The following is a 22909-nucleotide window of genomic DNA, read 5'->3' on the forward strand; positions in this document are numbered from 1 at the left end:
ATTCGCGACATGACTCCTGACGTCGCGACATTCCGAGCCGCCCGCGACTTCCTGCTGGCGAACGCCGAAGACTACGAGACCGCCTACCGGGACTTCCGCTGGCCGGACGTCACCGGGTTCAACTGGGCGCTGGACTGGTTCGACGGCGTGCTGGCCGCCGAGACCCCCGACCGGCCGGCCCTGTGGATCGTCGAGGAGGACGGCTCCGAGCTGAAGCTGACCTTCGCAGAGCTGGCCGACCGGTCGAGCCGGGTCGCCGGCCGGCTGCACGAATGGGGCGTGCGCCGGGGCGACCGGATCCTGCTCATGCTCGGCAACCAGGTCGAGCTGTGGGAGACGATGCTGGCGGCGATGAAGCTCGGCGCCGTCGTCGTCCCGGCGACCACCCTGCTGACCGCGGACGACCTGGGCGACCGGATCGAGCGCGGCGGCGTCTCTCACGTCGTGACCGGTGCCGCCGACACCGGGAAGTTCGCGGGCCTGGAGAGGGACTGGACGCGGATCTCCGTGGGCCCGGCGGAGGGCTGGCTGACGTTCGGCGACGCGTACGGGCACGAGCCGTACGACGCGGTCGGCGAGACGACGCACGCCGGCGACACGCTGCTGCTCTACTTCACCTCCGGGACGACCGCCCGCCCGAAGCTGGTCGAGCACACCTACGCCTCGTACCCGGTGGGGCACCTGTCGACGATGTACTGGATCGGCCTGCGCCCCGGCGACGTGCACCTCAACGTCTCCTCGCCGGGCTGGGCCAAGCACGCGTGGAGCAACGTCTTCGCGCCGTGGAACGCCGGGGCCTGCGTGCTGGTCCTGAACTACGCGCGGTTCGGCGCACCCGCGCTGCTGGAGGTCATGCGGCGGTGCGAGGTGACGACGTTCTGCGCGCCGCCGACGGTGTGGCGCATGCTGATCCAGGAGGACCTGACGGCGTGGCGGCTGAGCCTGCGCACGGCGGTGGCGGCGGGCGAGCCCCTCAACCCGGAGATCATCGAGCAGGTCCGCGAGCACTGGGGCCTGACGGTGCGCGACGGCTACGGCCAGACCGAGACGACGGCGCAGATCGGCAACCCGCCAGGGCAACCGCTGAAGCCGGGATCGATGGGCCGTCCGCTGCCGGGCTACCGGATCGCGCTCATCGATCCGGTGACCGGGGAGCCCGCCGGCGAGGGGGAGGTGTGCATCGAGCTGGCGGACCGCCCGCTCGCGCTGATGGCCGGGTACCGCGACGACGCCGGGCGCACCGACGAGGCGATGTCCGGCGGCTACTACCACACGGGTGACGTCGCGTCGAAGGACGCCGACGGCTACGTCACGTTCGTGGGCCGTACCGACGACGTCTTCAAGGCCTCGGATTACAAGATCTCACCGTTCGAGCTGGAGAGCGTGCTGCTGGAACACGACGCGGTGGCCGAGGCCGCCGTCGTGCCCGCCGCCGATCCGGTGCGCCTGGCCGTGCCGAAGGCGTACGTCTCCCTCGCCGCCGGGCACGAGGCGACGGCCGAGACCGCGCGCTCGATCCTCGCCCACTGCCGGGAGCGGCTGGCCCCGTACAAGCGGGTGCGCCGTCTGGAGTTCGGCGAGCTGCCGAAGACCATCTCCGGGAAGATCCGGCGGGTCGAGCTGCGGGGCCTGGAGGGCGAGGAACGCCGCGCCGGCGAGTACCGCGAGGAGGACTTCCCGGACCTGACGACCTGACGGGTTTCGGTCACTCAGCGTCAGGGTTTCTCGCACGACGCAGAAAAAGATGACTCACCGTTGTCTGCTATGCCACATTTGCTACCAAAACTGGCCCTTGGGCCGTCGATTGGTGGCAGGATGCGTAAACCAACGATGCCCATGGGGCGTCTGTGTCCTTTTCGGCGAGCACAACGGGAGGATTCGTGGCCGGGTGGCCGACCATCGACAGGGCCGATGACCAGCGGCTGGCACAGGCTCTGCGAGCGGGTCACACCACCGCCATGGCGGAGCTCTACGACGCGTACGCGGCGCGGCTGTACGACTACTGCCACGTGCTGCTCCGCGATCAGGATCTGGCCGCGCAGGGCCTGCACGACTCTCTGATCATCATCCAGGAACGGATCGGGAGTCTGCCGGACGCGCGGCTGTTCCGGGGATGGCTGTACGCCGTCACGCGGGGCGCATGCCTGCGCCGCCGCGCCGAGTCCGGGATCCCCGAGAACCGGCAGAAGGCGCGCGAGGCCGAAGGGCTCGTGGAGACGGACGAGTCGACCCGGCGGCTGGTCCACGCCGCCCTGATGGTGCTCGGCGGCCAGCAGCGCGAGCTCCTCGACCTCGCGCTGCGGCACGAGCTCGACCCGCACGAGCTCGCCGAGATCCTCAACGAGACGCCGCAGAACGCGTCGGTACTCCTCGAACAGGCCCGCAACGACCTGGACGACGCGTTCGCGGCCGTGGTCGTCGCGGCGACCGGGCGCGACGACTGCCCCAGCGTCGCGGCGCTGGCCGGCCCGGAGGGCCGGCCGCTGGACTCCGAGACCTGCGGCAGGCTTGCCCGCCACATCGGGAACTGCCCGATCTGCGGCCTGCGCGCGAACCGGAAGGTGGCGACCGCCCGGCTGCTGCACGCGATGCCGATCGCCGCCGTGCCGGACGACATGCGACCCCGCGTGCTCGGCACGGCGACACCCCAGTACGCCGACATGCGGGCGACGGTCGCGATGCGGTCCGACCCGCCGCGACCCGAACCCGAGTACGAGTCCGACGACGAACCGCGCCGCAGGCCGGGCGTGTGGGTCGCCGTCGGCGCGGCCGCCTTCGGCGTCCTGGTCCTCGCGGGGATCCTCCTCGTGCTGCCCGGCTCGGGTGGCAAGGAGAACTCCGGCAACCAGGCCATCGCCGCTCCGCCCAGCGGGTCGCCGAGCGAGGACCCGTCCGACTCCCCGGGCAGCGCGTCGCCGAGCAAGACCAAGAAGTCGGGCACCCCCACGCCGACGCCCACGCCGTCGAAGAGCAAGACCCCGAAGCCGAAGCACAGCAGCAAGTCGCCCGGGAACACCCAACCTCCCGAGACGACGCCCACGCAGCCGCCCGCGACCACGCCGGGCACACTGACCGTCTCCGGATGCGACATGAAGTGGTCGAGCCACTGCAGCGTGACGGTGACCGCGGAGGGCGGGCCCGTGTCCTGGTCCGTCTCCGGCACCAGCGGAGCCATCCGCGCCGGCGGCAGCGGCGACCTCGGCACCGGCGAGTCGGCCCACGTCACCGTGTCCCGCACGTACTCGGGCATCTGTATCGGCGGCGGCAGCGGCTCGGTGTCCTTCTCCTCCGGCGCGTCGGCCGGCGTGCAGTGGAACTGCTGACGGACCCCGGATCGACCGGCCCCGTCGCGCCGATCGGAAACCGCCGACGGAACCGAGCAGAAGGGAAACCCCTGACCGAGCCCCCACGGTCCCGTCCCGCTGACGGGGTCGGCCACGGCCCCACCGCGCTGATCGCGAGCCACTGACCGAGCTGGCCACGGTCCCGTCCCGCCGACGGGGAACCACTGACGGGGCCGGGCACGGTTCCGTCGCACTGGTCGCGAACCGCCGACCGAGCGGGCCATGGTCCAGTCCCGCCGGCGGGGAACCGTCGACGGAGCCGGCCGCGGTCCCGTCCCGCTGATCGGGAACCGGTGGCCTGGCCACGCGAGATTTCGGCCGCCCGCGGCCGGGCTCCTCCGCCGCCGGAACGGGCCGGGCGGCGCTGTCGGCATGAACACATTCATCGCGGAAGACGGCGAATCTCCGGCCCGTTGATGGCAGGATTCGTGAACCGTACGGTGCGCCTGGGACATCCGGGCTCTGGGGGACATGAACCGATCAGCGGGGAGGATCAACGTGGCCGGTTGGCCGGGTATCGACAGGGCCGACGACCAGCGGCTGGCACGGGCACTCGACGCCGGCGACACGAACGCCCTCGCTCAGCTCTGCGCCGCGTACGCCGCGCGGCTGTTCGACTACTGCCACGTCCTGCTGCGCGACCAGGAGACGGCGTCGCAGGCCGTGCACGACTCGCTGATCATGGTGCGGGAGCGCATCTCCACGCTGTCCGACCAACGGCTGTTCCGGGGATGGCTGTACGCCACGACCCGTGCCGAGTGCATGCGCAGGCGGGCGAACGCGGAGCTCCCGGCCGAACGCCGGCGGGCGCCGGAGGCCGACACCGAGGGCGGCATCGACGAGGCGACCCGCGCGCTCGTGCACGCCGCCCTGCTGGCGCTCAACGGACAGCAGCGCGAGGCGCTCGACCTGGCCGTACGGCACGGGCTGGACCACGAGGAGCTCGGCCTGGTCCTCTCGAAGACGCCGCACGAGGCGTCGGTACTGGTCGAGCAGGCCCGCAACGACCTGGACGACGCCTTCTCCGCCGTCGTCATCGCGGCGACCGGCCGCGACGACTGCCCCAGCGTCCCGGCCCTGGCGGGCCCGCCCGGACAGCCACTGGACGCGGAGCGCTGCGCGACGCTGGCGCGGCACATCGCCGGCTGCCCCATCTGCGGCCTGCGGGTGAACCGCGACGTCCCCACGGCGCAGCTCCTGCGTGCCATGCCGGCCGCCGCCGTCCCGGAGAACCTTCGCGGCCGCATCCTGGCCACGGCGTTCGCGCCGGAGCACGCTCCGACGAGGGCGACGATCGCGATGCGCCTCGATCCCCCGCCGCCCGCGCCGACCACGCCGCCGGAACCTGAGGGGCGGTCGCGGAAGGCGTCGCGCGTGTGGGTCGTCGCCGGAGCGGCGGCCTGCGCGGTCCTCGTCCTGTGCGGCTTCTTCCTCGTATCGCCCGGATCGAGCGGGTCAGGCGGCGAGCGGCCCACGGGCGGTGACGCCGCCGCGGCCGCTCCCGGCGACTCTCCGTCCGGTGACGGCGGCACGTCCTCCCACTCCGCCGGCGCCTCGCCGACCGCCAAGACCGGCTCGCCCACGCCGACGCCGACCCTCACGCCGACACCGACCCCCACGCCGTCCAAGACCAGCGCGCCGGCCCTGCCCACGCACCACACGCGGCCCGGCCCGCATCGGCCGCACCCGACGGCGCCCTCCTCGCAGCCGATCAGGTTCACCGTCACCGGGTGCTCCATGGACCACGGCGACTACGACTGCCAGGTGACACTGGTCGCCGAGGGAGCCCCGGTGAACTGGGCCGTCACCGGCGCCAAGGGCGTCAGCACGGGCGGCAGCGGCAGCGCATGGCCGAATCATCCCGTGTACCTCAACGTCAGCCGCCCGCGCGAATGGTGCTGGGGCGATGGCAGCGGAGCGGTCTACTTCAACACGGGTCAGGTCGCCCGCGTCACCTGGCACTGCTGACCGCGCACGGCGACCTCCCCGGACGGCACCCGGTCCGGAGACCTCCACGAGGCAACGGCCGATCGCGAAGATCCCCATGGGACGGCCGGCTGCGGAGATCCGCGCGGGAGCGGCCGGTCACCGAGTCGCCGCGCCGTCCGAGCGGTCGACTGGTTCCCGGCGGCGGCCGCCGAGTGGCCATTCCGGCGGCCCGCGCCGGCCCGTACGGTCGGCGTCATGGACCTGTCTGCCAAGAAGGCGCTGCTGCGCGCCCTGCACGACGAACACCGTCCCCTGATCCTGCCGAACGCCTGGGACGCGGCGAGCGCCCGCGTCCTCGTGGACGCCGGGTTCCCGGCCATCGCCACCGCCAGCCACGCGGTGTCCGCGAGCCTCGGCTACGGCGACGGCGAGGCGGCGCCGTCCGAGGAGATGTTCGCCGCGGCCGGACGGGTGACCCGCAGCGTCGATGTACCGGTCTCGGTGGACGCCGAGGCCGGGTACGGCCTGCCGTCGGCCGAACTGGCCGACCGGCTGCGCGAGGCCGGTGCGGCGGGCTGCAACTACGAGGACACGCTGCATGGCGAGTCGGCCGACGCGGGCCGCGTCCTCGCCGACGTCGACCGGCAGGCCGAGCGGATCGCCGCGCTACGGGAGGCCGACCCTGAGCTGTTCATCAATGCCCGGGTCGACGTGTACGGCGCCGGGGCGATGCCGGACCTGTCGGACGCCGAACGCCTGGAGGAGGCCGTCCGCCGCGCCCGCGCCTACCTCGACGCCGGCGCCGACGGAATCTTCACGATCATGGTCGCCGACGAAGCGGTGATCGCCGCCCTCGTCGAGCGGATCCCCGCGCCGCTCAACGTGCTGCACCACCCCGGCATGCCCTCCCTCGCCCGGCTGGGCGAGCTGGGGGTCCGGCGGGTGACGTTCGGGCCCGGTCTGCACCGCGCGACACTCGACCTGCTGAGCCGCCTCGCCGAGCGCCTCCACGCCGGCGAGGCCCCGGACGTGCTCACATCCTGAGCGCGCTCAGCGAGCTCCGTCCTCGAGCCGGTTCCCCGATGGCGAGCGTACGGTGCGGGCAGGGCGGCGGCGAGACCCACGGCCGGTCACCGGAAGCTCGGCGGGCATCCTGGCGACACGGGCGGCGGGACGGTGGGCCACCGCCGGATCTCGGCAGGCGCCCCCGCCGTTCGGGGTGCGGGCGGTGGGGTGCCGCCGGGTCTCAGCGGGTGCCGTCGTCGAGGGTGCGGTGGGCGCGGTCGAGGAGGATCGGAACGGACGCGCCGATCCCCTCGAAGCCCTCGCCCACCGTCGCCTTCTGCAGGTACCGGACGTGGATGCCCTCGAGCACGACGGCCAGCTTGAAGCAGCCGAACGCCACGTAGAAGTCCAGGTCGGTGAGGTCGTAGCCGGTCGTCGCGGCGTAGCGTTCGGCGAACTCGCCGCTCGACAGGAACCCGGGAGCGGTGGTGACGGTCGAGCCCACCGGGATCGATCCGCGCTCGTCGTCGCCGGGATCGGTCCAGTACACCAGCGTCAGGCCGAGGTCGGACAGCGGGTCGCCGAGCGTCGACATCTCCCAGTCGACGACCGCCGCGATCTCGGGCTTCGGCCGGAGCCGTACGAGCGCGTTGTCGAGCCGGAAGTCGCCGTGGACGAGCCCGGTGAGCCCGTCGCCGGGCAGGCGCGTGGTGAGCCGTTCGACGAGCCGGTCGTACGAGGCGCGGGTGGCGTCGGCGAGGGTGGCGTCGGCGGGGATGGAGGCGTCCCACTGCTTGCGCCAGCGGGCGAGCTGGCGCGTCATGTACCCCTGGGGACGGCCGAACCCGGCGAGACCCGCCTTCTCGACGTCGAGGGTGTGGATCGCGGCGAACGCGTCCGCCAGGCGTTCGCTGAGGGTGCGGGCCTCCTCCGGTGTGACGTCGGCGGCGTCCTCCACGGTGCGCAGTACGCGGCCGTCGACGTGTTCCATGAGGTAGAAGGGCGCGCCGATGACGTCCTCGTCCAGGCACAGCGCCAGCGGCGTGGGCACCGGGACGTCGGTGCCGGCCAGCGCGGACAGCACGGTGTGCTCGCGGCGCATGTCATGGGCGGTGGGCAGTACGTGGCCGAGCGGTGGACGGCGCAGCACGACGCGCCGGTCGCCGAGGCGGATGAGGTAGGTCAGGTTCGACCGGCCGCCGGCGAGCAGTTCGATGCCCGTGATCGGACCGCCGCTCGACAGGTTGTCCGCCAGCCAGGACGACAACCGCGGAACGTCGATCCCGGGAACTCCGGTGACCTGCTCGGTCATGGACCCTCCACTCCGTTCCATGGTGACGCGCCGGACGACGTTCGCCGGTCACGCGCCTATTAGAACGCGACTCGGTAGCGGGACGCCAACCGGCCCCGTCCGGCCGGATCCGGCCCCGGTTGGGTACCGGCGGGTCACCAGGGGTAGGCATTCGGCCCGTTGGGGTATCAGAAAGGCGAAAGGTGACCGTAACCCCAAATGTCCTATCAGTGGGACAAACTTCCTAATAAAGCGGAACACCATCCGGGCACGGATCCGACCCGATGGAGGGAAACCGATAGTGGCCGACGCTTGGCTGCCTGGAGCCGGACGCCTGCACACCGCGCATGACGGTGGATCGCCCAAGGGAGGCGCGCCCCGTGCGGTCTGGCACACCAGCGAGAACGACCCGCATCAGATCTCCGCACGCTCGGTGGCCCAGCGTCTGGATCACGAAGGACGCAGCGCCCACCTCGTGTGGAACCCCTGCACCGGCGAGATCGTGCAGATGGTGCCCGCCACGCGGGCAGCGAAACTCCTCCCCGGCGAGGTCGGCCGGGAGGGCCGCGCATGCTTCCAGATCATGGTCGTCGGCGTCTCCCGCGAACCGTTCACGGCGGGTCCGCTGAAGGGGCTGGAGAGGATCGTCGGCTGGCTCGACGGCTGGCGCGTGCCGCGCCGCTGGCCCGCCGGCGAGCCGCTCCCCCGGCCGGAGGCGTACGACGCCGTCCGCGGACGCCGGCCCTGGGCCCGCGGCGGGCACTACGGGGCGTCCCAGGTGCCGGGGGCGACCTCCTCGGACCCCGGCCGGATCGACATCCATAAGATCACCGGCCCGGAGGCTCCCGTGGGGATCCCGCGGCCTCGGATCGCCCCAGGTGAGGAGACCGGACCGGTCGACCCGGACGACCTGCTCAGCCGGCGGCCGCATGCGCTGGGCCGGATAGAGCCTCCTGGACCAGCGCACGCACCAGCGAGCAGCCACTCCTGACCTGCGCGAGCGTGGCACCGCCATAACCGATCTCGAGTCCGTGCACCACCGGTGGTCCGTCGAACCGCCGGTCCAGCGTGGCGAGGAGGACGCCGCGTTCCGCCGCGCGCTCCACCACCCGCGCGGCGACGTCTTGGGGCAGAGCCACCACGATGTGCATCCCGGCGGTGTCCCCCAGGAGCGGAAGGTGGCCCAGTTCCTCGACGACGGCGGCGCGGCGGCGCGCGTACTCCGTCCGCATCCGCCGTACGTGGCGGTCCAGGTCACCGCGTTCCAGGAGAATGCGCACGGCCTCCTGCGGCACCACCGCCGTACGGTCGTTGACGTGCTCGCGCACGCCCGTGATCGCCTCGACGAGGTCGGGGCGCGCCACCAGCCAGCCGACGCCGACGTCGGGGGCCAGCGTCTTCGACGTGGTGCCGAGGTAGACCGTCACCTCCGGGTCCAGCCCGTACAGCGCGGGCAACGGCGCCACGTCGTACCGGAACTCGCTGTCGTAGTCGTCCTCGGCGATCAGGGTGCCGTTGCGCCGCGCCCAGGCCAGCAGCGCCTGGCGGCGGGGCACCGGCAGCCGGCCGCCGAGCGGGTACTGGTGCGACGGCGTGGTGTAGACGATGCGCAGCCCGTCGGGGAGGGAGTCGACGATCAGGCCGGACTCGTCCACCGGGCACGGCACCACCTCCGCGCCCCGCATGGCCAGGGTCGACCGGGCCTTGGTGTAGCCCGGCTCCTCGACGCCGACCCGGTCACCGGGCCGCAGGACCACCGCCCCCAGCAGGTCGAGGCCGTTCGTCGCGCCGCGGGTGACGAGCACCCGTTCGACCGGGCACGTCACGCCGCGGCTGCGCCGCAGGTAGTCGACGAGCGCGGCGCGCAGGCCGGGCAGGCCGCGCGGATCCGGCCGTCCGTCCGGGGGCACGGTCGCCGCGAGCCGCCAGGCGCGCCGCCACGCGGGCGTGTCCAGCCCGTCGACCCACGGCACGCCGGGCCGCAGGTCGATGGCCGTGCCCGCGTCCCGGGAGCGGTCCTCCGGCGCCGGACTGAGGGCGCGGTGCGACCCGCCGCGCGGCGGTGCGATGTCGGCCACATAGGTGCCCGAGCCGTGCCGGCCCTCGATCCAGCCCTCGGCGTACAGCTGCTCGTACGCCTCCGTGACGACCGTGCGGCTGACCTCCAGCACGGACGCCAGCGCCCGGCTGGACGGGAGCCGCTCCCCCGCCTTGAGGCGCCCGTCGTTCATCGCCGCGCGCAACTGCCCGCCGAGCTGGACGCTGAGCGGCGTCTTGGCCCCGCGGTCGACGGTGAGGGGCAGGTCGAAGTGGTCCCGCGACAAAGTGGTTCCCTTGTTCCGCAACGAAGTGGCCATACTCGTCAGGCCACTTCGACCTTACCGTCATGAGCATGACGACCTCTCCGCCGCACGAGGCTCCTCCGCCGTACGACGTGGCCTCTCCGGGCACGCTGTCCGGCACCGAGCGCACGCGCGTCCGCCGTCTCTCCGAGCGCGCCGCCACCGACCGGCAGGCGCTGTACGACGTCCTCGACGCCGGGCGGATCTGCCACCTCGGCGTGATCGTCGACGGGTGCCCCCGGGTCCTGCCGACCGGGTACGGCCGGGACGGCGACACCCTGTACCTCCACGGCTCCACGGGCGCCGTGAGCCTGCGCGCGGGCGGCGAGATCTGCGTCACCGTCACCCACCTCGACGGCCTCGTCCTGGCCCGCTCGGTCTTCCACCACTCGATGAACTACCGCAGCGCCGTGATCTACGGCCGGCCCCGGCTCGTCACCGACCCGGAGGAGAAGCTCGCCGGGCTCCGCGCCATCGTGGAGAACCTCGCGCCGGGCCGCTGGGACGCCGCTCGGCGCCCGACCCGCAAGGAACTCGCCGCGACGGCCGTCGTCGCGCTCTCGCTCGAAGAGGCGTCGGTGAAGGTCCGGCAGGGACCGCCCTCCGACGACGAGGAGGACCTCGGGCTGGATGTCTGGGCGGGCGTGTTGCCCGTACGCGAGGTCGTCGGAGACCCGGTCCCCGACCCGCTGCTCCGGCCCGGCATCGGGTATTCCAAATAGTGATATGAGCCACATACCCTGACCCCATGACTCCTGCGGGCTGGTACCGCGATCCGTACGGCAATCCGAGTCTCCTGCGCTGGTGGGATGGCTACACCTGGACCCAGGCGACGCAGCCCGCAGGCGAAGGTCAGCCGACCGCCTGGGAAGGGCAGCAGACGGTCGGCGAAGGTCAGCAGGCCACCCGGGACTGGAGCGGCGTTCAGCCTGCCGGCGAAGGCCAGCAGGCAGGCTGGGGGTGGAGCGGCGCTCCGCCGACGTGGGCGCAGACCGCGCCTGCGCCGCCCACCGGCCGCCGCTCGCGGCTCCCTCTCCTGGTCGGCGGCGGTGCGGCCGCTGTGATCATCATCACGGTCGTCGCGATCCTGCTCGCCACCGACGTCTTCGGCGGGGGCAAGAGCGGCCGCTCCCCGGTCGCCGGGACGGTCACCGACGCCCAGGCCGGGGTCTCCTACCCGAAGCTGGGCGGAAAGTGGCACCTTGAGGCCGTCACCGCGACGAGCCCCCTGGGCAAGCTGGGCTTCGACCAGGGACAGGCCGCCGAGGTCATGGCCAATTACCAGAACGGCCAGCCGTACCTCGCGAGCGTCTACAGCGGAGCGGCCACCGACACCACCTCCGCCCCGCCGGAGACCAAGGCCAAGGGGCTTCTGGCGGCGCTGGAACCGGTCGCCTACCCGGCGCACACACGCCAGGACCTCGCGTCCGCCGCCCACCCCGTCGACGGGCACGACGGCTGGCTCCTGAAGGTGAAATTCACCTTCCCGCAGGCAAAATCCGAGGGCTGGAACTTCCGTACGGAGACGGCCGCGATCCTGATCGTCGACCGCGGGAACGGCCAGTCGCCTGCGGAGTTCTACGTCTCGATCCCCGACAGTCACGGGCACCAGGGCGACCTCGATCTGCTCCTGTCCTCACTCAAAGTGTCCTGACAGGACTTATGGTGAAGGTCATGAACGACCGGCTGGTCTGGATCGACTGTGAAATGACCGGGCTCGACCTGCAGCGCGACGCGCTGATCGAGATCGCCGCCCTGGTGACCGACAGTGAGCTCAACATCCTCGACGCGGGCATCGACCTGGTGATCAAGCCGCCCCAGGAGGCCGTGGAGCAGATGTCGCAGGTGGTACGCGACATGCACACGACCTCCGGGCTGCTCGATGCGCTGCCCGGCGGCATCACCCTCGCCGAGGCCGAGGACCGCGTCCTCGAGTACGTCCGCACCCACGTCCCCGGGGTCAAGAAGGCCCCCCTGTGCGGCAACTCCATCGCGACCGACCGGTCCTTCCTCGCCCGCGACATGCCCGCCCTGGACGCCCACCTGCACTACCGCATGATCGACGTCTCCTCGATCAAGGAGCTGGCCCGCCGCTGGTACCCGCGGGCGTACTTCGCCAGCCCCGTCAAGAAGGGCGGCCACCGGGCCCTCGCCGACATCACCGAGAGCATCACCGAGCTCCGCTACTACCGAGAGACCGTCTTCGTCCCGCAACCAGGGCCCGACTCCGAGACGGCACGCTCCATCGCGACGAATATCGGTGACCGATGAGGTCCGAAGAACCGCTACACTTCATGACGCCGCCTAGTGCGGACATGGTGGGTGTAGCTCAGTTGGCAGAGCACCAGGTTGTGGTCCTGGGTGTCGGGGGTTCAAGTCCCCTCACTCACCCCAAAATGACGGCCCCAGCGCACACGCGCCGGGGCCGTCGGCCTTTTCCGGCCCACCCCGGCCTTCGAGCTCCTTCGCCGACCCGCTCCGGTCTTCGACCTCCCGCCCTCACCCGGGTCCGTCCCCCTTCGAGGGCGCCCAGGCCGGCCTTCCATCGGAAACCATCCGGGCCCCTCTCCCCTCGGACGCCGCCCGGGCCAGCCGTTCCCCGGACACCACCCGGGTCCGTCTCCCCTCGGACACCGCTCGGGTCGCGCCCCGCCGTGACAGGCGCCCCCCGGAGGCAGGATGAATTCTGACGGTCCACTCCCCCTACGGGTCATGGTCGTCGACGGCGACCCCGCACTCCTCTCGTTGCTGCAGGAGAGCGACGAGCTGGATGTGGTCAATGAGCCCGTTGATGCCAACGAGCCCACAGAGGCCCTGGAGGCCGCCGAACGCCTCCGGCCCGACGTCGTGATCCTCGGCCCCGAGTTCGCGGCCCACACGGCCCCTCTGAGCCGCAGAGCACGCGTCTTCGTCGTCTGCAGCGAGCCCACCGCCGCGTCGGCGGCCCTCCGCGACGGCGCGACCGGCCACCTCACCCCCGGCCGGTTCACCGCGGGAGAACTCCTCCAGGTCTTCCGCGACGCCGGCCGCGACGACCTCGACCTGTCCGCCCGCGAGGCCGAGGTCATGGACCTCATCTCCAGCGGCCGCTCCAACGGCGAGATCGCCCGGGAGCTGTTCCTCAGCGAGAAGACCGTGAAGAACCACGTCAACCGGATCTACGCCAAGCTCCGAGTGGGCTCGCGAGCGGCCGCCATCACCCTCTGGCAGGCCCGCCGACAGCCCCTGTGACCTGGCCCTCCGGCCGTGTGGATCATTCGATTCGCAAGCAGGGCAAGGGGGCTGCTAAAGTTACGGACGTCGCAAGCGCCGTTAGCTCAATTGGCAGAGCAGCGGACTCTTAATCCGCGGGTTCGGGGTTCAAGTCCCTGACGGCGCACCGGCAGTGATCGGCGGCGATGCCCCAGACGGGCATCGCCGCCGATCTTGTATGGGGCCAAACTGAGGCCGATATGAGGCCCGAATACGGACGACCTGCTCAGGTCATTTCAGACGTCCGTGAGTAGTGCGACGACGGGCAGGCCAACCAGCGCGCCGAACCTTTCGTGTCGGCGCTTCCCTGAGGTGTTCAGTTGGCCCTTTCCGGGATGTCGGCCAACGGCAGTGGGCTCAAGTGAGCCGGTGATCGCGGGGGCTGGTCGTCAGAGCCGGGGTTTGTGTCGTCGGCGGCGGTGAGGCCGGCCGATCTGGCGCCCCGGATGCGCCCGCGACCTACCTGGCACCGTGCGCCGGTTACGACCGCGTCGTTTCCGGCCACGGCGCTTGGGCCGGCCGGTCTGGCGGCGCCGGACCCGCGTCGTGCCCGGGACGAGACGGCCGGCCCGGACGATGAGGGCGGCGACCTTCTCGGCCGCCGCGTGCGCGACATCGGGCAGCACCGAGGTGTAGGTATCGGCGGTCACCACGATGCTGGAATGCCCCAGCATCTCCTGGACCACCCGCAGGTCGACCCCGGCGGCCAGGGCGAGTGTGGCCGCGCCGTGCCGCAGGTCGTGCAGGCGGATCGGCGGCAGCCCGGCCGCGACGGTCAGCGCCCGGAAGATACGGGTGAGCCGGTCCGGGGCCATCGGATCACCGTTGAGGTTAGTGAACACGTAGCCGCTGAGATGGTACTTCTCGCCGAACGCGACGCGCTCGGTCTCCTGGCGCTCCTTGTGAGCGCGCAGTGCGGCGATCGTGGTGTGGTCCAGCGCGATCACCCGGGCGCTGTGCGCGGTCTTGGGCGGGCAGACCTTCAGGCACCCGTCGTACTGCTGCAGTTGCCGGCAGATCACCGCGACACCGCTATCGAGGTCGACGTCGCACCAGCGCAGCCCGGCCGCCTCACCACGGCGAAGGCCCCGCAAGGCGATCAGGTGGTAGGCCGCATACAGCCGGTGGTCTTCGATGCCGTGCAGGAACTCGGCCGTCTGTGCGGCGGTCCATACCGCCACCGCCGGCCGCTCACCGCTTCGCCGCCAATGCTCTACACGGCTGGTCGTCCACACCACCGCCCGTGGCCGCCGCGCCCCTGGCAACTCCACGCGAGTTGCGGGGTTGTCGGCGATCAGCCCCCGCCGGATGGCGGCGTTCAACGCCGCCCGCAACGTCGCACGGATCCGATGCAACGTCGCCGCCGACACCGGCGCACCCAACGCCTCATGCTGACGAATGATCGCCGTGAACATCGCCTGAACCTGCCCCACCGACAGATCGGCCAGCAGGATCCGCCCCAGATACGGCGTCAAATACAACCGGACATGACCGGCGTAGCCACGCACCGTCGACGACGCCGGGGATGTTCGCGAGGCCAGCCAGTGCGCCAGCCACTCCCCCACCGTCAACACCCGACCGCACCCATCCCCCGGCGCGGGTGCCCGCAACCGGCGCAACACCTCCAGCGCGGCCTGACGCGTCGGATACCCGCCCCGCCGAATCCGACGGCGACGACCATCCACCCCGACCGGAAGCTCCAGCCGGACGTACCAACTGCCATGCCGACGCCCAGCCACCAACCGCGGACACCGATCCCCCAGCGCCTTACCCGACACCGGATCCACACACCCACACCGCCGATACACCCGACCCGACGAACGCATAACCCTCACCCCCTCCACACGCTCGCTCCTGAACACAACCAGCGTGCGCCCAGAAACCGGAATCAGGAAGGGGGCAGCGAGTCCGACCACCCGGAACCCTATGTGGCACTCACCCGACGCTCCTGGAGATCGATTGCAGAGACGACCTCAAATTCGAATATCAAGATCTACAATATCTTTTACCTTATCCACTCTTGCTGATAGGCAACCTGTTCTCCGACGGTCCCGAGATACCGAACTATCGGCTTTGCCATTCGGCCTTGGGTGCGTCCAGCCCAGCGGCTTGACGCACCCTATCTAAGCATTCCAGCCTGAGGATCAAAGCAGACCAGTCCAAACTGGTCAGCCACATCTGCAACGAAGGCCGACACTTCTTCTGCCGCAGACCAAGAGATACTGAGATAAACATATGGACCGCTCGCACCCTTCAATAGGGGAACTCCCGCCCACGGCGTGTCATCTCCAGTATTAGTATCTGGCCACTGTCGCGTGAGTACCTCTACAAAGCGCCGCACGACATCCAAAACTGGCTCGATTTCGTCAGCGTCGAGGTAGTCCGCATAGAGACGCTCATGAACCTCAGCAGCTTCGCGGTCATCGGACGGCCTAGGCCCCTCCCATACCGCAACATCGTAACTCATACCTGAGTGCTTTCTTTTCGATCTCGTGAGGCGCAAGCCATGCGCCGACTACACTTACCTCTTACCATACCTTAGCGCCGCCATACAGCATGAACCGCACGTCTCCGCCGATCTGGTCGCCTTCTCGCAGTCCCCACGACTCCATCTGATTAGTTCGGAGAGTCACCGTGCCCTCGCTCATCTCGCGGTAGACGATTCGCTGTTGAGGGCTCATCTTGGCCGTAGGGCCGTTTTTCACCTCGAAATAAGTGGGGGCGCCCAAGCCCTCGCCTTGCCTGGTTGCGACGATATCGATGTAAGAAACAGTCCCGTCGCCGGCCTCGGTCTTAACATGTGTTCCCATGATCGTGTAGCCCCGGTCAGTCAACTCCTGATGAGCACGAGCCTCACCCGAATTCCCCTTAGCGGTGCTGCAGGCATCGTTATGGACAAGGACGGGCGTGCTGCCAGCTTCTACGTAGTAGGTGTGGAGGCCGTCAATGGTGAGGTTGTAGGTGACCATCGTGGCCGTGTAGGTGTGCAGGGCTGTGATGTGGGCTTGTTTGCCGTCGCTGGTTTGGACGTGATCGCCGGGGTGTAGATCGTCGGCGCGAGTCCAGGCATGAGTGGTTGCGTCCCAGTACAGGTGGTGACTGGTGCCGACGATCGTTGCTGGACCGACAGGGGTGGCGATGGTGACGTCGGTGTAGTCGCGGTCGGTGCGGGTGACATGGATCGCGGTGACGGTATGCGCCTGGTCACGTGTGCCGGGGGCGACGTCAGGAACGGCGTTGGCGATCTTTTCACCGACTTTGATCTTTTCGATCGCCTTGTGCTCGCCGTTGGCGAGGAGGACCTGAGTTCGTCCGTTGAAGCTGTCACAGGATGACGGCCGGTCCCCCGAGTTACCGGCATCTGCTTCTTCTGACGATCGCGGAGAAACGTCACCTGGCGCTGAGGATTCTGGTGCCGGGTCCTCTGCCACTGGGCTTTCTGGTGCCGGGTCCTCTGGCGCTTCGCCCCCTTCGCCCCCGTTTCCTTCGCGTGTTCCGAAGATGAAGCCGCCGGAGTGCTGGATTGCGAACTGGAATCCGCCGGTGAAGGGTCCGCTGCAGGTGATGCCTGCCTGTTTGCAGACGGCGTTAGCGAAGTTCACCGTCTCCATCATGATGGCGCCGCCGCAGTTGCTGACTGATACGTCCTGTGTGCAGGCCCATATCTGGCCGAGGATGTTGCTGTACTGGCGTTTTTGTTCGGCGATGCGGATGGCGCGTTCGATGTCGTCCCAGCTGGGGGCGTGGACGACGTGGGGTCCAATATTCACATGGGGACGGGGGTCCGGGGTCCCGCAGCCTTTACAGCCGGAGGGGCCGCTGATTACGTGGGTCCCGTTGTGGACGTTCCCGCTTGGGTCGGTCCAGTGGCAACCCGGCCCATCGCTGACGGTGCACCCGTTTTTGCCGGTCGGGTCGGACTTCGTGATGGGGTTCGAGCCGGCGTAGGAGTATCCGTTTTGTTGTTGCGGGTCGGTCGCCTGGAAGAGGGGGTCCAGGGAGGCGAAGGTTCCTGTGGCGGGGTCGTACCAGCGGGCTCCGACGTCGGTGAGACCGATGGTGGTGTCTTGTGGCTTCCCCAGGAAGCCGTGGTTGTCCGGCCAGGTGGCGGGGGTTTGGCCGCGGGGTGCGCCGTAGGGGGTTTGCTGGCGCCAGGTGGGGTTGGTGAGGGCGGCGTCGAGGGTGAGGGTGGCGGTGCCTTGTTGGTCGCCGATTTCGAAGGCGTAGGCGGTTCCGCTGCCGGTCCGGAGGGCTTCGCCACCGCCGGGCAGAGGGTAGAAGCGGGTTCCGGTGATCGCGCCGGTGTTTGTGTCAAGGGCGATCTGCTCGTTGGGCAGGTACAGGGTGGTGGTGCCGGGGTCTTTTTGCAGGAGCAGGTTGCCTTGGGCGTCGTAGATGTAGCTGGTGCCGCCGGAGCTGGTGGTGACGGCGGTGAGTTTTCCGTTGTCGTCCCAGGTGAGGGCCTGTTGGTCGTGGTCGGGTGTGGTGCGCTGGGTGGTGTTGCCGGCCTTGTCGTAGCTGAAGGCCGAGGTGCTGTTGCCGGATACGCCGCCGGTGGAGGTGCTGGTGGCGGTGAGGGTGTCGGGCTGGTCGGCGTTGTTGCCGTCGTAGGTGTAGCTGGTGACGGTGTCGGGAGCGCCGGACAGTCCATGTTCGGTCTGGGTCTTGCGCTTTCCGAGGGGGTTGAACGTCCAGCTGGCCCAGTAGGCGCCGCCGATTCCGGATCCGACGGTGGAGCCGTTGTTGCTGCTGGGGTCGGCGGCGCAGGCGTCGTTGCCGGTCCAGGCTTGTTTGAGCCGGTCGAGGGTGTCGTAGGTGTAGCACTGGGTCTCGGCGTTGGTGCCCTGCCGGTTCTCGGTCTGGGTGAGAGGGTTGCCGGCCGGGTCGTAGGTGTAGGAGGTGTCGTCGATCGGGGTGGAGGAGACGGCGCCGTTGGTGACTTGGGAGTCGGTCAACGCGCCGGTGTGCAAGTCGAAGGTGTTCTTAATGAAGGCGTGGGCGGCCTGGTTGCTGCCGATCTCTTCCTGATCGATCTGGCCGAAAGGGGTGGGGGTCAGGTTGAAGGTGTAGGAGGCCAGGCCGCCGAGGCTGACGGGGAAGTCCATGGCGCCGGCGTAGCCATGAGTGACGGTCTCTCCCGGCAGCGATCCCCCTCCGGGAGAGGCGGGATAAATGTCCGCGTCGGGAAGACCGATTCCGGTGGTGTACTGGTGGGTGAAGGTGTAGGAGGTGCCGAGGGTGCCTTCGCTGTCCGGAAGCTTGATCGTTTCGCCGGTTGATTCCCCGTAGACGTTGAATCCGCCATCTTGTTCGATGTAGGCGTTGCCACCGGCGTAGGAGGTCGCGGTGGTCAGATGCCCGATCGGCCTCGCCATTCCGGAGATCGCGTTGTTGCTGTTGTCATAGACCCAGGAGGCGAGCTGGTTCGACGAGTTCTGCCCGGACATAGGAGCGGCGTATTCGCCGGTCTTGCGGTTGAGCGGGTCGTAGGTGAAGGAGAGGGTCTTGCCGCGAGCGTCGGTGGTCTCGGCCAGGTTGCCGACGGCGTCGTACTTCATGGTGGCGGTGCCGGCATCCGGGTCTTTCTTGGCGGTCACCTGGCCGAGCAGGTTGTAGGTGGTGTTCCAGTCCTGACCGGTGGAGACGTCCTTCACGTCGGTCTGCGCACCGACGGCGTTGAACTTGTATTGGGTGGCTTGGCTGGTGCCACCTGTGATGGAGACGCTGGTGATCGGCGCCGTGCCCTGGGTGGCGATCGTCACGTCCGGGGACTGGGTGTAGGAGTCCAGTTCGGTGGTGCGATCCAGGGCGTCGGTGACCGTGGCTTTGGCCGTCGCACCGGTGTACGGCTGGCCAGTGGCGTTCAGCGGGACCGTGATCGTCTTATCGCCCTGATAGGCGGTGGCGGTCTGGGATTTGACGTGCGAGTCGTCGTAGGAGGTATCCAGGACCGGTCGGCCGGCGCCGTCGAAGGCGATGACGTCCTGGTTGTGAACCAGGGAATCGGCGACCTTGACCAGGCTGGTGCCGGGAGTGGAGTCGGGGTCCCACCAGGCGGTGTTCTTCTTCCACGCCCATCCGCGGGTGTCATAGAAGGTTTCGGTGACGAGCCGGCCGCCTTCGGGCGTGGGGGTCTGGGTCTGGCGGGGCCGCAGAAGCGCGTCGTACAAGGTGGTGGAGGCGACGTAGTTCTGCTTGTTGTTCATGGTCTGAGTGGTGACCACGGTTGGCGCTGTGGCTGAGACCTGATAGGTGAACGTCGCGTTGGCCGGCAGCGTGGTGGCCCGGCTATACCCCCATACCGCCGTGGTGCGGCCAAGACCGTCGTAATGCGTGGTGGTGGTGACGCCGTTGGCGTCGGTGGCGGCGGTCATCAGGCCACGCAACGGATCGAGGGTCTGGGTGGCGGCCTGGCCAAGGGCGTTGGTGGTCTTGATGCCGGTGGTGACCCCGTTGCTGCTCATCGTGTAATCGACGTGGGTCTTGTGGCCGAGCGGATCGTAGGTGTCGACCGGTCGGCCGTAGGAGTCATAGACGACGGCGGTCTTGACCTGGTAGGTGAACGCGCCGCCGGTGTAGCCGCTGGCGGTCTGAACCTCGGAGGGCTCGCCCTTGGTCGGTGCGGGCTGGGGCCAGGTCGGCGAGGACGGTTGCGGCCACGTTGATGCCAGCGATGCGTTGTCGTAGAAGGTCCGCGTGTCGGACACCACCTCGTCGGGCCGGCTCACTGAACTAGCAGCAGTGAGCGCGTTCGTCTGGCCCGAGGTGGGTACGGTCGCGCCATCGGGGTTGTTACCGCCGCATGGATCGGCGTCGGTCTCGATCTCCGCGGGGAGGCCGGCCAGGTTCTTGCTGGTGTTCGCGGGTGCGTAGGTGGTGACCGTGCAGCGCTGCTGGCTGGGGTCGGACAGGTCACCGTGAGCGAAGCTCACCAGCGCGAGCCCGAAGGTGGACGAAGAGGCGTCGGTGTCGTAACTGGTGTCGGTTTCGCTCTTACGCCACGTCGTCGACCCGCTGCTCGTGATCGCCTCACGCGTCCAGGACTCCACGCGGCCGGTGGCATTCGCGGTGAGCGCCTGCATGCCGGTACGGCTGCGGGAGGCGATGGACGGGGATACCCAATACGAGTCGATCGTTGAGCCGGTGACCGGTCCACCGGCGTAGTTGTAGTTGGTGGTCTCCAGCGTCTGCCCGGCGAGCTGGTCGAGATCCTCGTGGCTGCCGCCTTGGGAATCAGTCAGGGCGACAGCAGTGGTGTTATTGTTCTTCGACATTCCCCGGTAATAAGTCGTCTCCGTTTCCGTCGGTGCGTCAGTTCCTTGACCGGTGAACGTCTGCACGCGCCCGAATCCGCGCCACTGCCCGTAGGTGCGGTATTTGGCTTTGACGACTTCGTTGTCATCGAAATGCCATGCCCCTCCATCAAGATACTTGTAGGAGGTGGACATGATCGGGTTGCCGCCTGTGGGGTCAGCGTCAGTGACCGAGGCGACTTCCCACTTGTTGAACCAGTCCTCGATCTGCTTGGTGTAACCGGCTGGGGTCCAATACACCGGATAACACGAGGAGGTATTCGACGACGGTGTGATGCTGACCGGCCAGGAGCACGGATTGACCTGCTCGTAATCAACGCTGATCACCTCACCGGTCTCGGTCGTGATCGCGTTGATTCGGTTACGGGTCAGAATCGGCAGTCCGTCATGGGTGGCGACCCGGTTCTGCAGCGGCTTCGCGGCGAACGACGTCACGGGCAGTGCAACCGCCGAGCCGCCTGCTGTGGTGTCGGAACCGGTGTGGGCGATCGAGGACAGCCACAGGGTGGGTGCAGTGCCGTCCCCGGTCGCTGGCAGGGCCTCGGTCAACTCCCACGAGTCCACCGGCGCGTACCCTGAACCGGCCCACTGCTGAGTCTTGATCCACATCAGCCGGACAGTGGACCAGAACGTCGGCCCCTTGTACTGGCAAGAAGATTTGGCGGTGCAGTTCAGGTCGTAGGGGACGTCGGGCCAGTTCTTGGCGTTGGTGGAGTTCAGCGGGTCGCAGGTGCCGGACAGGCAACGGTCGCCGGTGGTGAAGGTGACCTGGTCGGGGGCGTGGCCGCTGTTGACGGTGTAGGCGTTGCCGTCGGTGAATCCGTAGTCGATGTGGTCAAGGTGGGAGTCGCGGACGTAGGCGACGGCGCTGGAGGTGTTGCCGTTTTGCGCGTAGGCGTTGGTGTCCTGCTTGTAGTAGTACGCCATCGCGTTGTCGTGCGTGTCTTTGACGTAGTCCAGGTTCCAGCGGTATGCCATCGTGCACACCGAGGAGGAGAAGCCCGCGGAGTCGTAGCACGGGTCGCCGGAGTGCGCGGAAAAGACCGGTTCGCTGTCGACGGAGTTGGTGGGGAGGTTCCCTGACGTCCAGCCGGGCAGGTGGTTGCGGCCGAACATGTAGACGGTGCCGGACCGGTCGGTGACCTGCCAGTAGTCGGTGTTGTAGGTGCCGCTTCCGTTACCGGAGTTGGTGACGTGGGTGACCACGTCGCCGTTGGCGTTGGCGGGCGTGTAGGTCTTCTTGCTCGAGTCCCATACCAGTGCCGTCGACGTGCCGTTCAGCGACAGGGTCAGAATCTCGCCGTCATAGCACTCATCCAGGGTCGAGCTTGGGGACGCCGATCCTTCAGGTGAGTTCGAACACCGCGTGAACGACTGCTCAACGAACGAACGGGGCGTGCTCCAGCCGTCACCGGCCCAGTTTGCCTGAGCCTGGTCAGCGGCCGTCTGCCCATCGACTCTGCCCGAGTCATAGGACAACCCGATTTCCGGCACGAGCGAGGAGGCAGCCGGTGGCGCACTGATCGGGTAGGTGTAGGTGAACGACCCGCTCGACCCACCGGCCGACCATGTCCCCGACGCTTTCAGGTCGGTGGCGCTGTAGGTTCCCGCCGAACCACCCCCGTCGCCGTCGGAGCCGGAGGTGGCAGCGAGCACCATCGGCCCAGAGGTGGTCACCGGCAGCGCGGCGGAGACGTTTTGCGTCCGGTCGTCGTTGGTCTCGCCTGCCAGTGGGGTCTGGGTGCGGCAGCCGGACGTCTGCGGGTTGGTCAACGCGCAGGCCGGCAGGGAGACGAGACGCAGCCGGGATCCGAAGTTTCCGCCGTAGGCGCGGGCGAACCCGCGGTAGTCGACTCCGACCCGTACTTGATTGCTCGCTTGTGTGAATCCGCCGCTGGCGGTCGCGGTGAACACCATCCCGGTCACGCCGACCTTGGTCGCCGCTTGATGGTCGGCGACGCGGACCGACAGCCGCGATGGACCGCTATAGGTGCCGTGGGTCGGCGGGACCGCCTGTGCTGAGACCGGTGTGCCGGACAAGCGGGTCGTATGTCCGGCGGTGAGGGTGGCCGAGCTGGAGTGAGCGCTCGGCCAGGCGACCTTGCCCGGCCGGTACCGGTGCGCGGCAGCGTCCTGCGGTTTAACCGGTTTGCGAGGCTTGACAGTACGCACCCCGTGAACGGCTTGGTACTTGACCACGGCAGGAGCGTCGTCACCGCCGCTCATCGCCAGGTAGAGCACCGGGACCAGGTCGGCCAGCAGCGCGAATGCGATCAGCCCGACGACCAAGTGCGAGCGGCGTATCCGCCCGACCCAGCCCTGACGTATCCAGCCACCGCGCATGCGCCCACCTTCATGACAGTGAGGCCACCGGTCGCGGTGACCTCACATCAACGGCGTCTCCGCCGCCAGCGCACGCTGCAGCACGGCGAG

13 protein-coding genes and 2 tRNA genes are annotated in these 22909 nt (G+C 69.1%); 11 read left to right on the forward strand and 4 right to left on the reverse strand.

From position 1 onward, the window contains the following. Positions 1 to 9: 9 nt before the first annotated feature. The 4 genes from ABEA24_RS32475 to ABEA24_RS32490 all read left to right on the forward strand — a co-directional run bounded on the left by ABEA24_RS32475 (position 10) and on the right by ABEA24_RS32490 (position 6317). Positions 10 to 1695, forward strand: a complete 1686-nt coding sequence (locus tag ABEA24_RS32475) for an AMP-binding protein (RefSeq protein ID WP_345435404.1) — start codon at positions 10 to 12, stop codon at positions 1693 to 1695. Between the two features lie 185 nt (positions 1696 to 1880). Then, positions 1881 to 3323 carry an RNA polymerase sigma factor gene (locus ABEA24_RS32480; protein WP_345435406.1) on the forward strand — a complete coding sequence of 481 codons (1443 nt, stop codon included), beginning with the start codon at positions 1881 to 1883 and terminating at the stop codon, positions 3321 to 3323. Between the two features lie 519 nt (positions 3324 to 3842). Then, positions 3843 to 5312: a sigma-70 family RNA polymerase sigma factor gene (locus ABEA24_RS32485; protein ID WP_345435408.1), complete on the forward strand. Its 1470-nt coding sequence runs from the start codon at positions 3843 to 3845 to the stop codon at positions 5310 to 5312. A gap of 216 nt (positions 5313 to 5528) precedes the next feature. Further along, entirely contained in the window at positions 5529 to 6317 is a 789-nt protein-coding gene (locus tag ABEA24_RS32490) for an isocitrate lyase/PEP mutase family protein (RefSeq protein ID WP_345435410.1), read from the forward strand. A gap of 202 nt (positions 6318 to 6519) precedes the next feature. Here ABEA24_RS32490 and ABEA24_RS32495 read toward each other — a convergent pair whose 3' ends face one another. Continuing rightward, positions 6520 to 7590 carry a phosphotransferase family protein gene (locus ABEA24_RS32495; protein WP_345435412.1) on the reverse strand — a complete coding sequence of 357 codons (1071 nt, stop codon included), beginning with the start codon at positions 7588 to 7590 and terminating at the stop codon, positions 6520 to 6522. A gap of 280 nt (positions 7591 to 7870) precedes the next feature. Between ABEA24_RS32495 and ABEA24_RS32500 the strand changes: the two genes are divergently transcribed. Beyond that, complete coding sequence (locus ABEA24_RS32500) at positions 7871 to 8560, forward strand: hypothetical protein (protein WP_345435414.1); 690 nt, start codon at positions 7871 to 7873, stop codon at positions 8558 to 8560. Here the strand turns inward: ABEA24_RS32500 and pdxR are convergent. Next, complete coding sequence (gene pdxR, locus ABEA24_RS32505; RefSeq protein ID WP_345435416.1) at positions 8484 to 9914, reverse strand: MocR-like pyridoxine biosynthesis transcription factor PdxR; 1431 nt, start codon at positions 9912 to 9914, stop codon at positions 8484 to 8486. The genes ABEA24_RS32500 and pdxR overlap by 77 nt on opposite strands. A 47-nt stretch (positions 9915 to 9961) precedes the next feature. Here pdxR and ABEA24_RS32510 point away from each other — a divergent pair, with 47 nt between their 5' ends. From ABEA24_RS32510 to ABEA24_RS32535, 6 genes are all read left to right on the forward strand, one after another. Next, a complete protein-coding gene (locus tag ABEA24_RS32510; RefSeq protein ID WP_345435418.1) occupies positions 9962 to 10633 on the forward strand; it encodes a pyridoxamine 5'-phosphate oxidase family protein in 672 nt (223 codons plus the stop codon). 26 nt (positions 10634 to 10659) lie between these two features. Continuing rightward, entirely contained in the window at positions 10660 to 11565 is a 906-nt protein-coding gene (locus ABEA24_RS32515; protein ID WP_345435420.1) for a DUF2510 domain-containing protein, read from the forward strand. A 20-nt stretch (positions 11566 to 11585) separates the two neighbouring features. After that, positions 11586 to 12182, forward strand: coding sequence for an oligoribonuclease (gene orn, locus ABEA24_RS32520; protein WP_345435422.1), 597 nt, complete (start codon positions 11586 to 11588; stop codon positions 12180 to 12182). Between the two features lie 47 nt (positions 12183 to 12229). Then, positions 12230 to 12305, forward strand: a tRNA-His gene (locus tag ABEA24_RS32525). Positions 12306 to 12590: 285 nt separating this feature from the next. Then, positions 12591 to 13142 carry a response regulator transcription factor gene (locus tag ABEA24_RS32530; RefSeq protein WP_345435424.1) on the forward strand — a complete coding sequence of 184 codons (552 nt, stop codon included), beginning with the start codon at positions 12591 to 12593 and terminating at the stop codon, positions 13140 to 13142. A gap of 75 nt (positions 13143 to 13217) precedes the next feature. After that, positions 13218 to 13290, forward strand: a tRNA-Lys gene (locus ABEA24_RS32535). A gap of 262 nt (positions 13291 to 13552) precedes the next feature. On the opposite strand, the gene ABEA24_RS32540 is transcribed toward ABEA24_RS32535, so the two are convergent. Together ABEA24_RS32540 and ABEA24_RS32545 are read right to left on the reverse strand one after the other, a co-directional pair. Next, positions 13553 to 14950, reverse strand: coding sequence for a tyrosine-type recombinase/integrase (locus tag ABEA24_RS32540; protein ID WP_345435427.1), 1398 nt, complete (start codon positions 14948 to 14950; stop codon positions 13553 to 13555). 741 nt (positions 14951 to 15691) lie between these two features. Next, entirely contained in the window at positions 15692 to 22819 is a 7128-nt protein-coding gene (locus ABEA24_RS32545) for an RHS repeat-associated core domain-containing protein (RefSeq protein WP_345435429.1), read from the reverse strand. Positions 22820 to 22909: the final 90 nt, after the last annotated feature.

The sequence above is a fragment of the Actinoallomurus vinaceus genome (assembly GCF_039542055.1).
Lineage (GTDB): Bacteria > Actinomycetota > Actinomycetes > Streptosporangiales > Streptosporangiaceae > Actinoallomurus > Actinoallomurus vinaceus.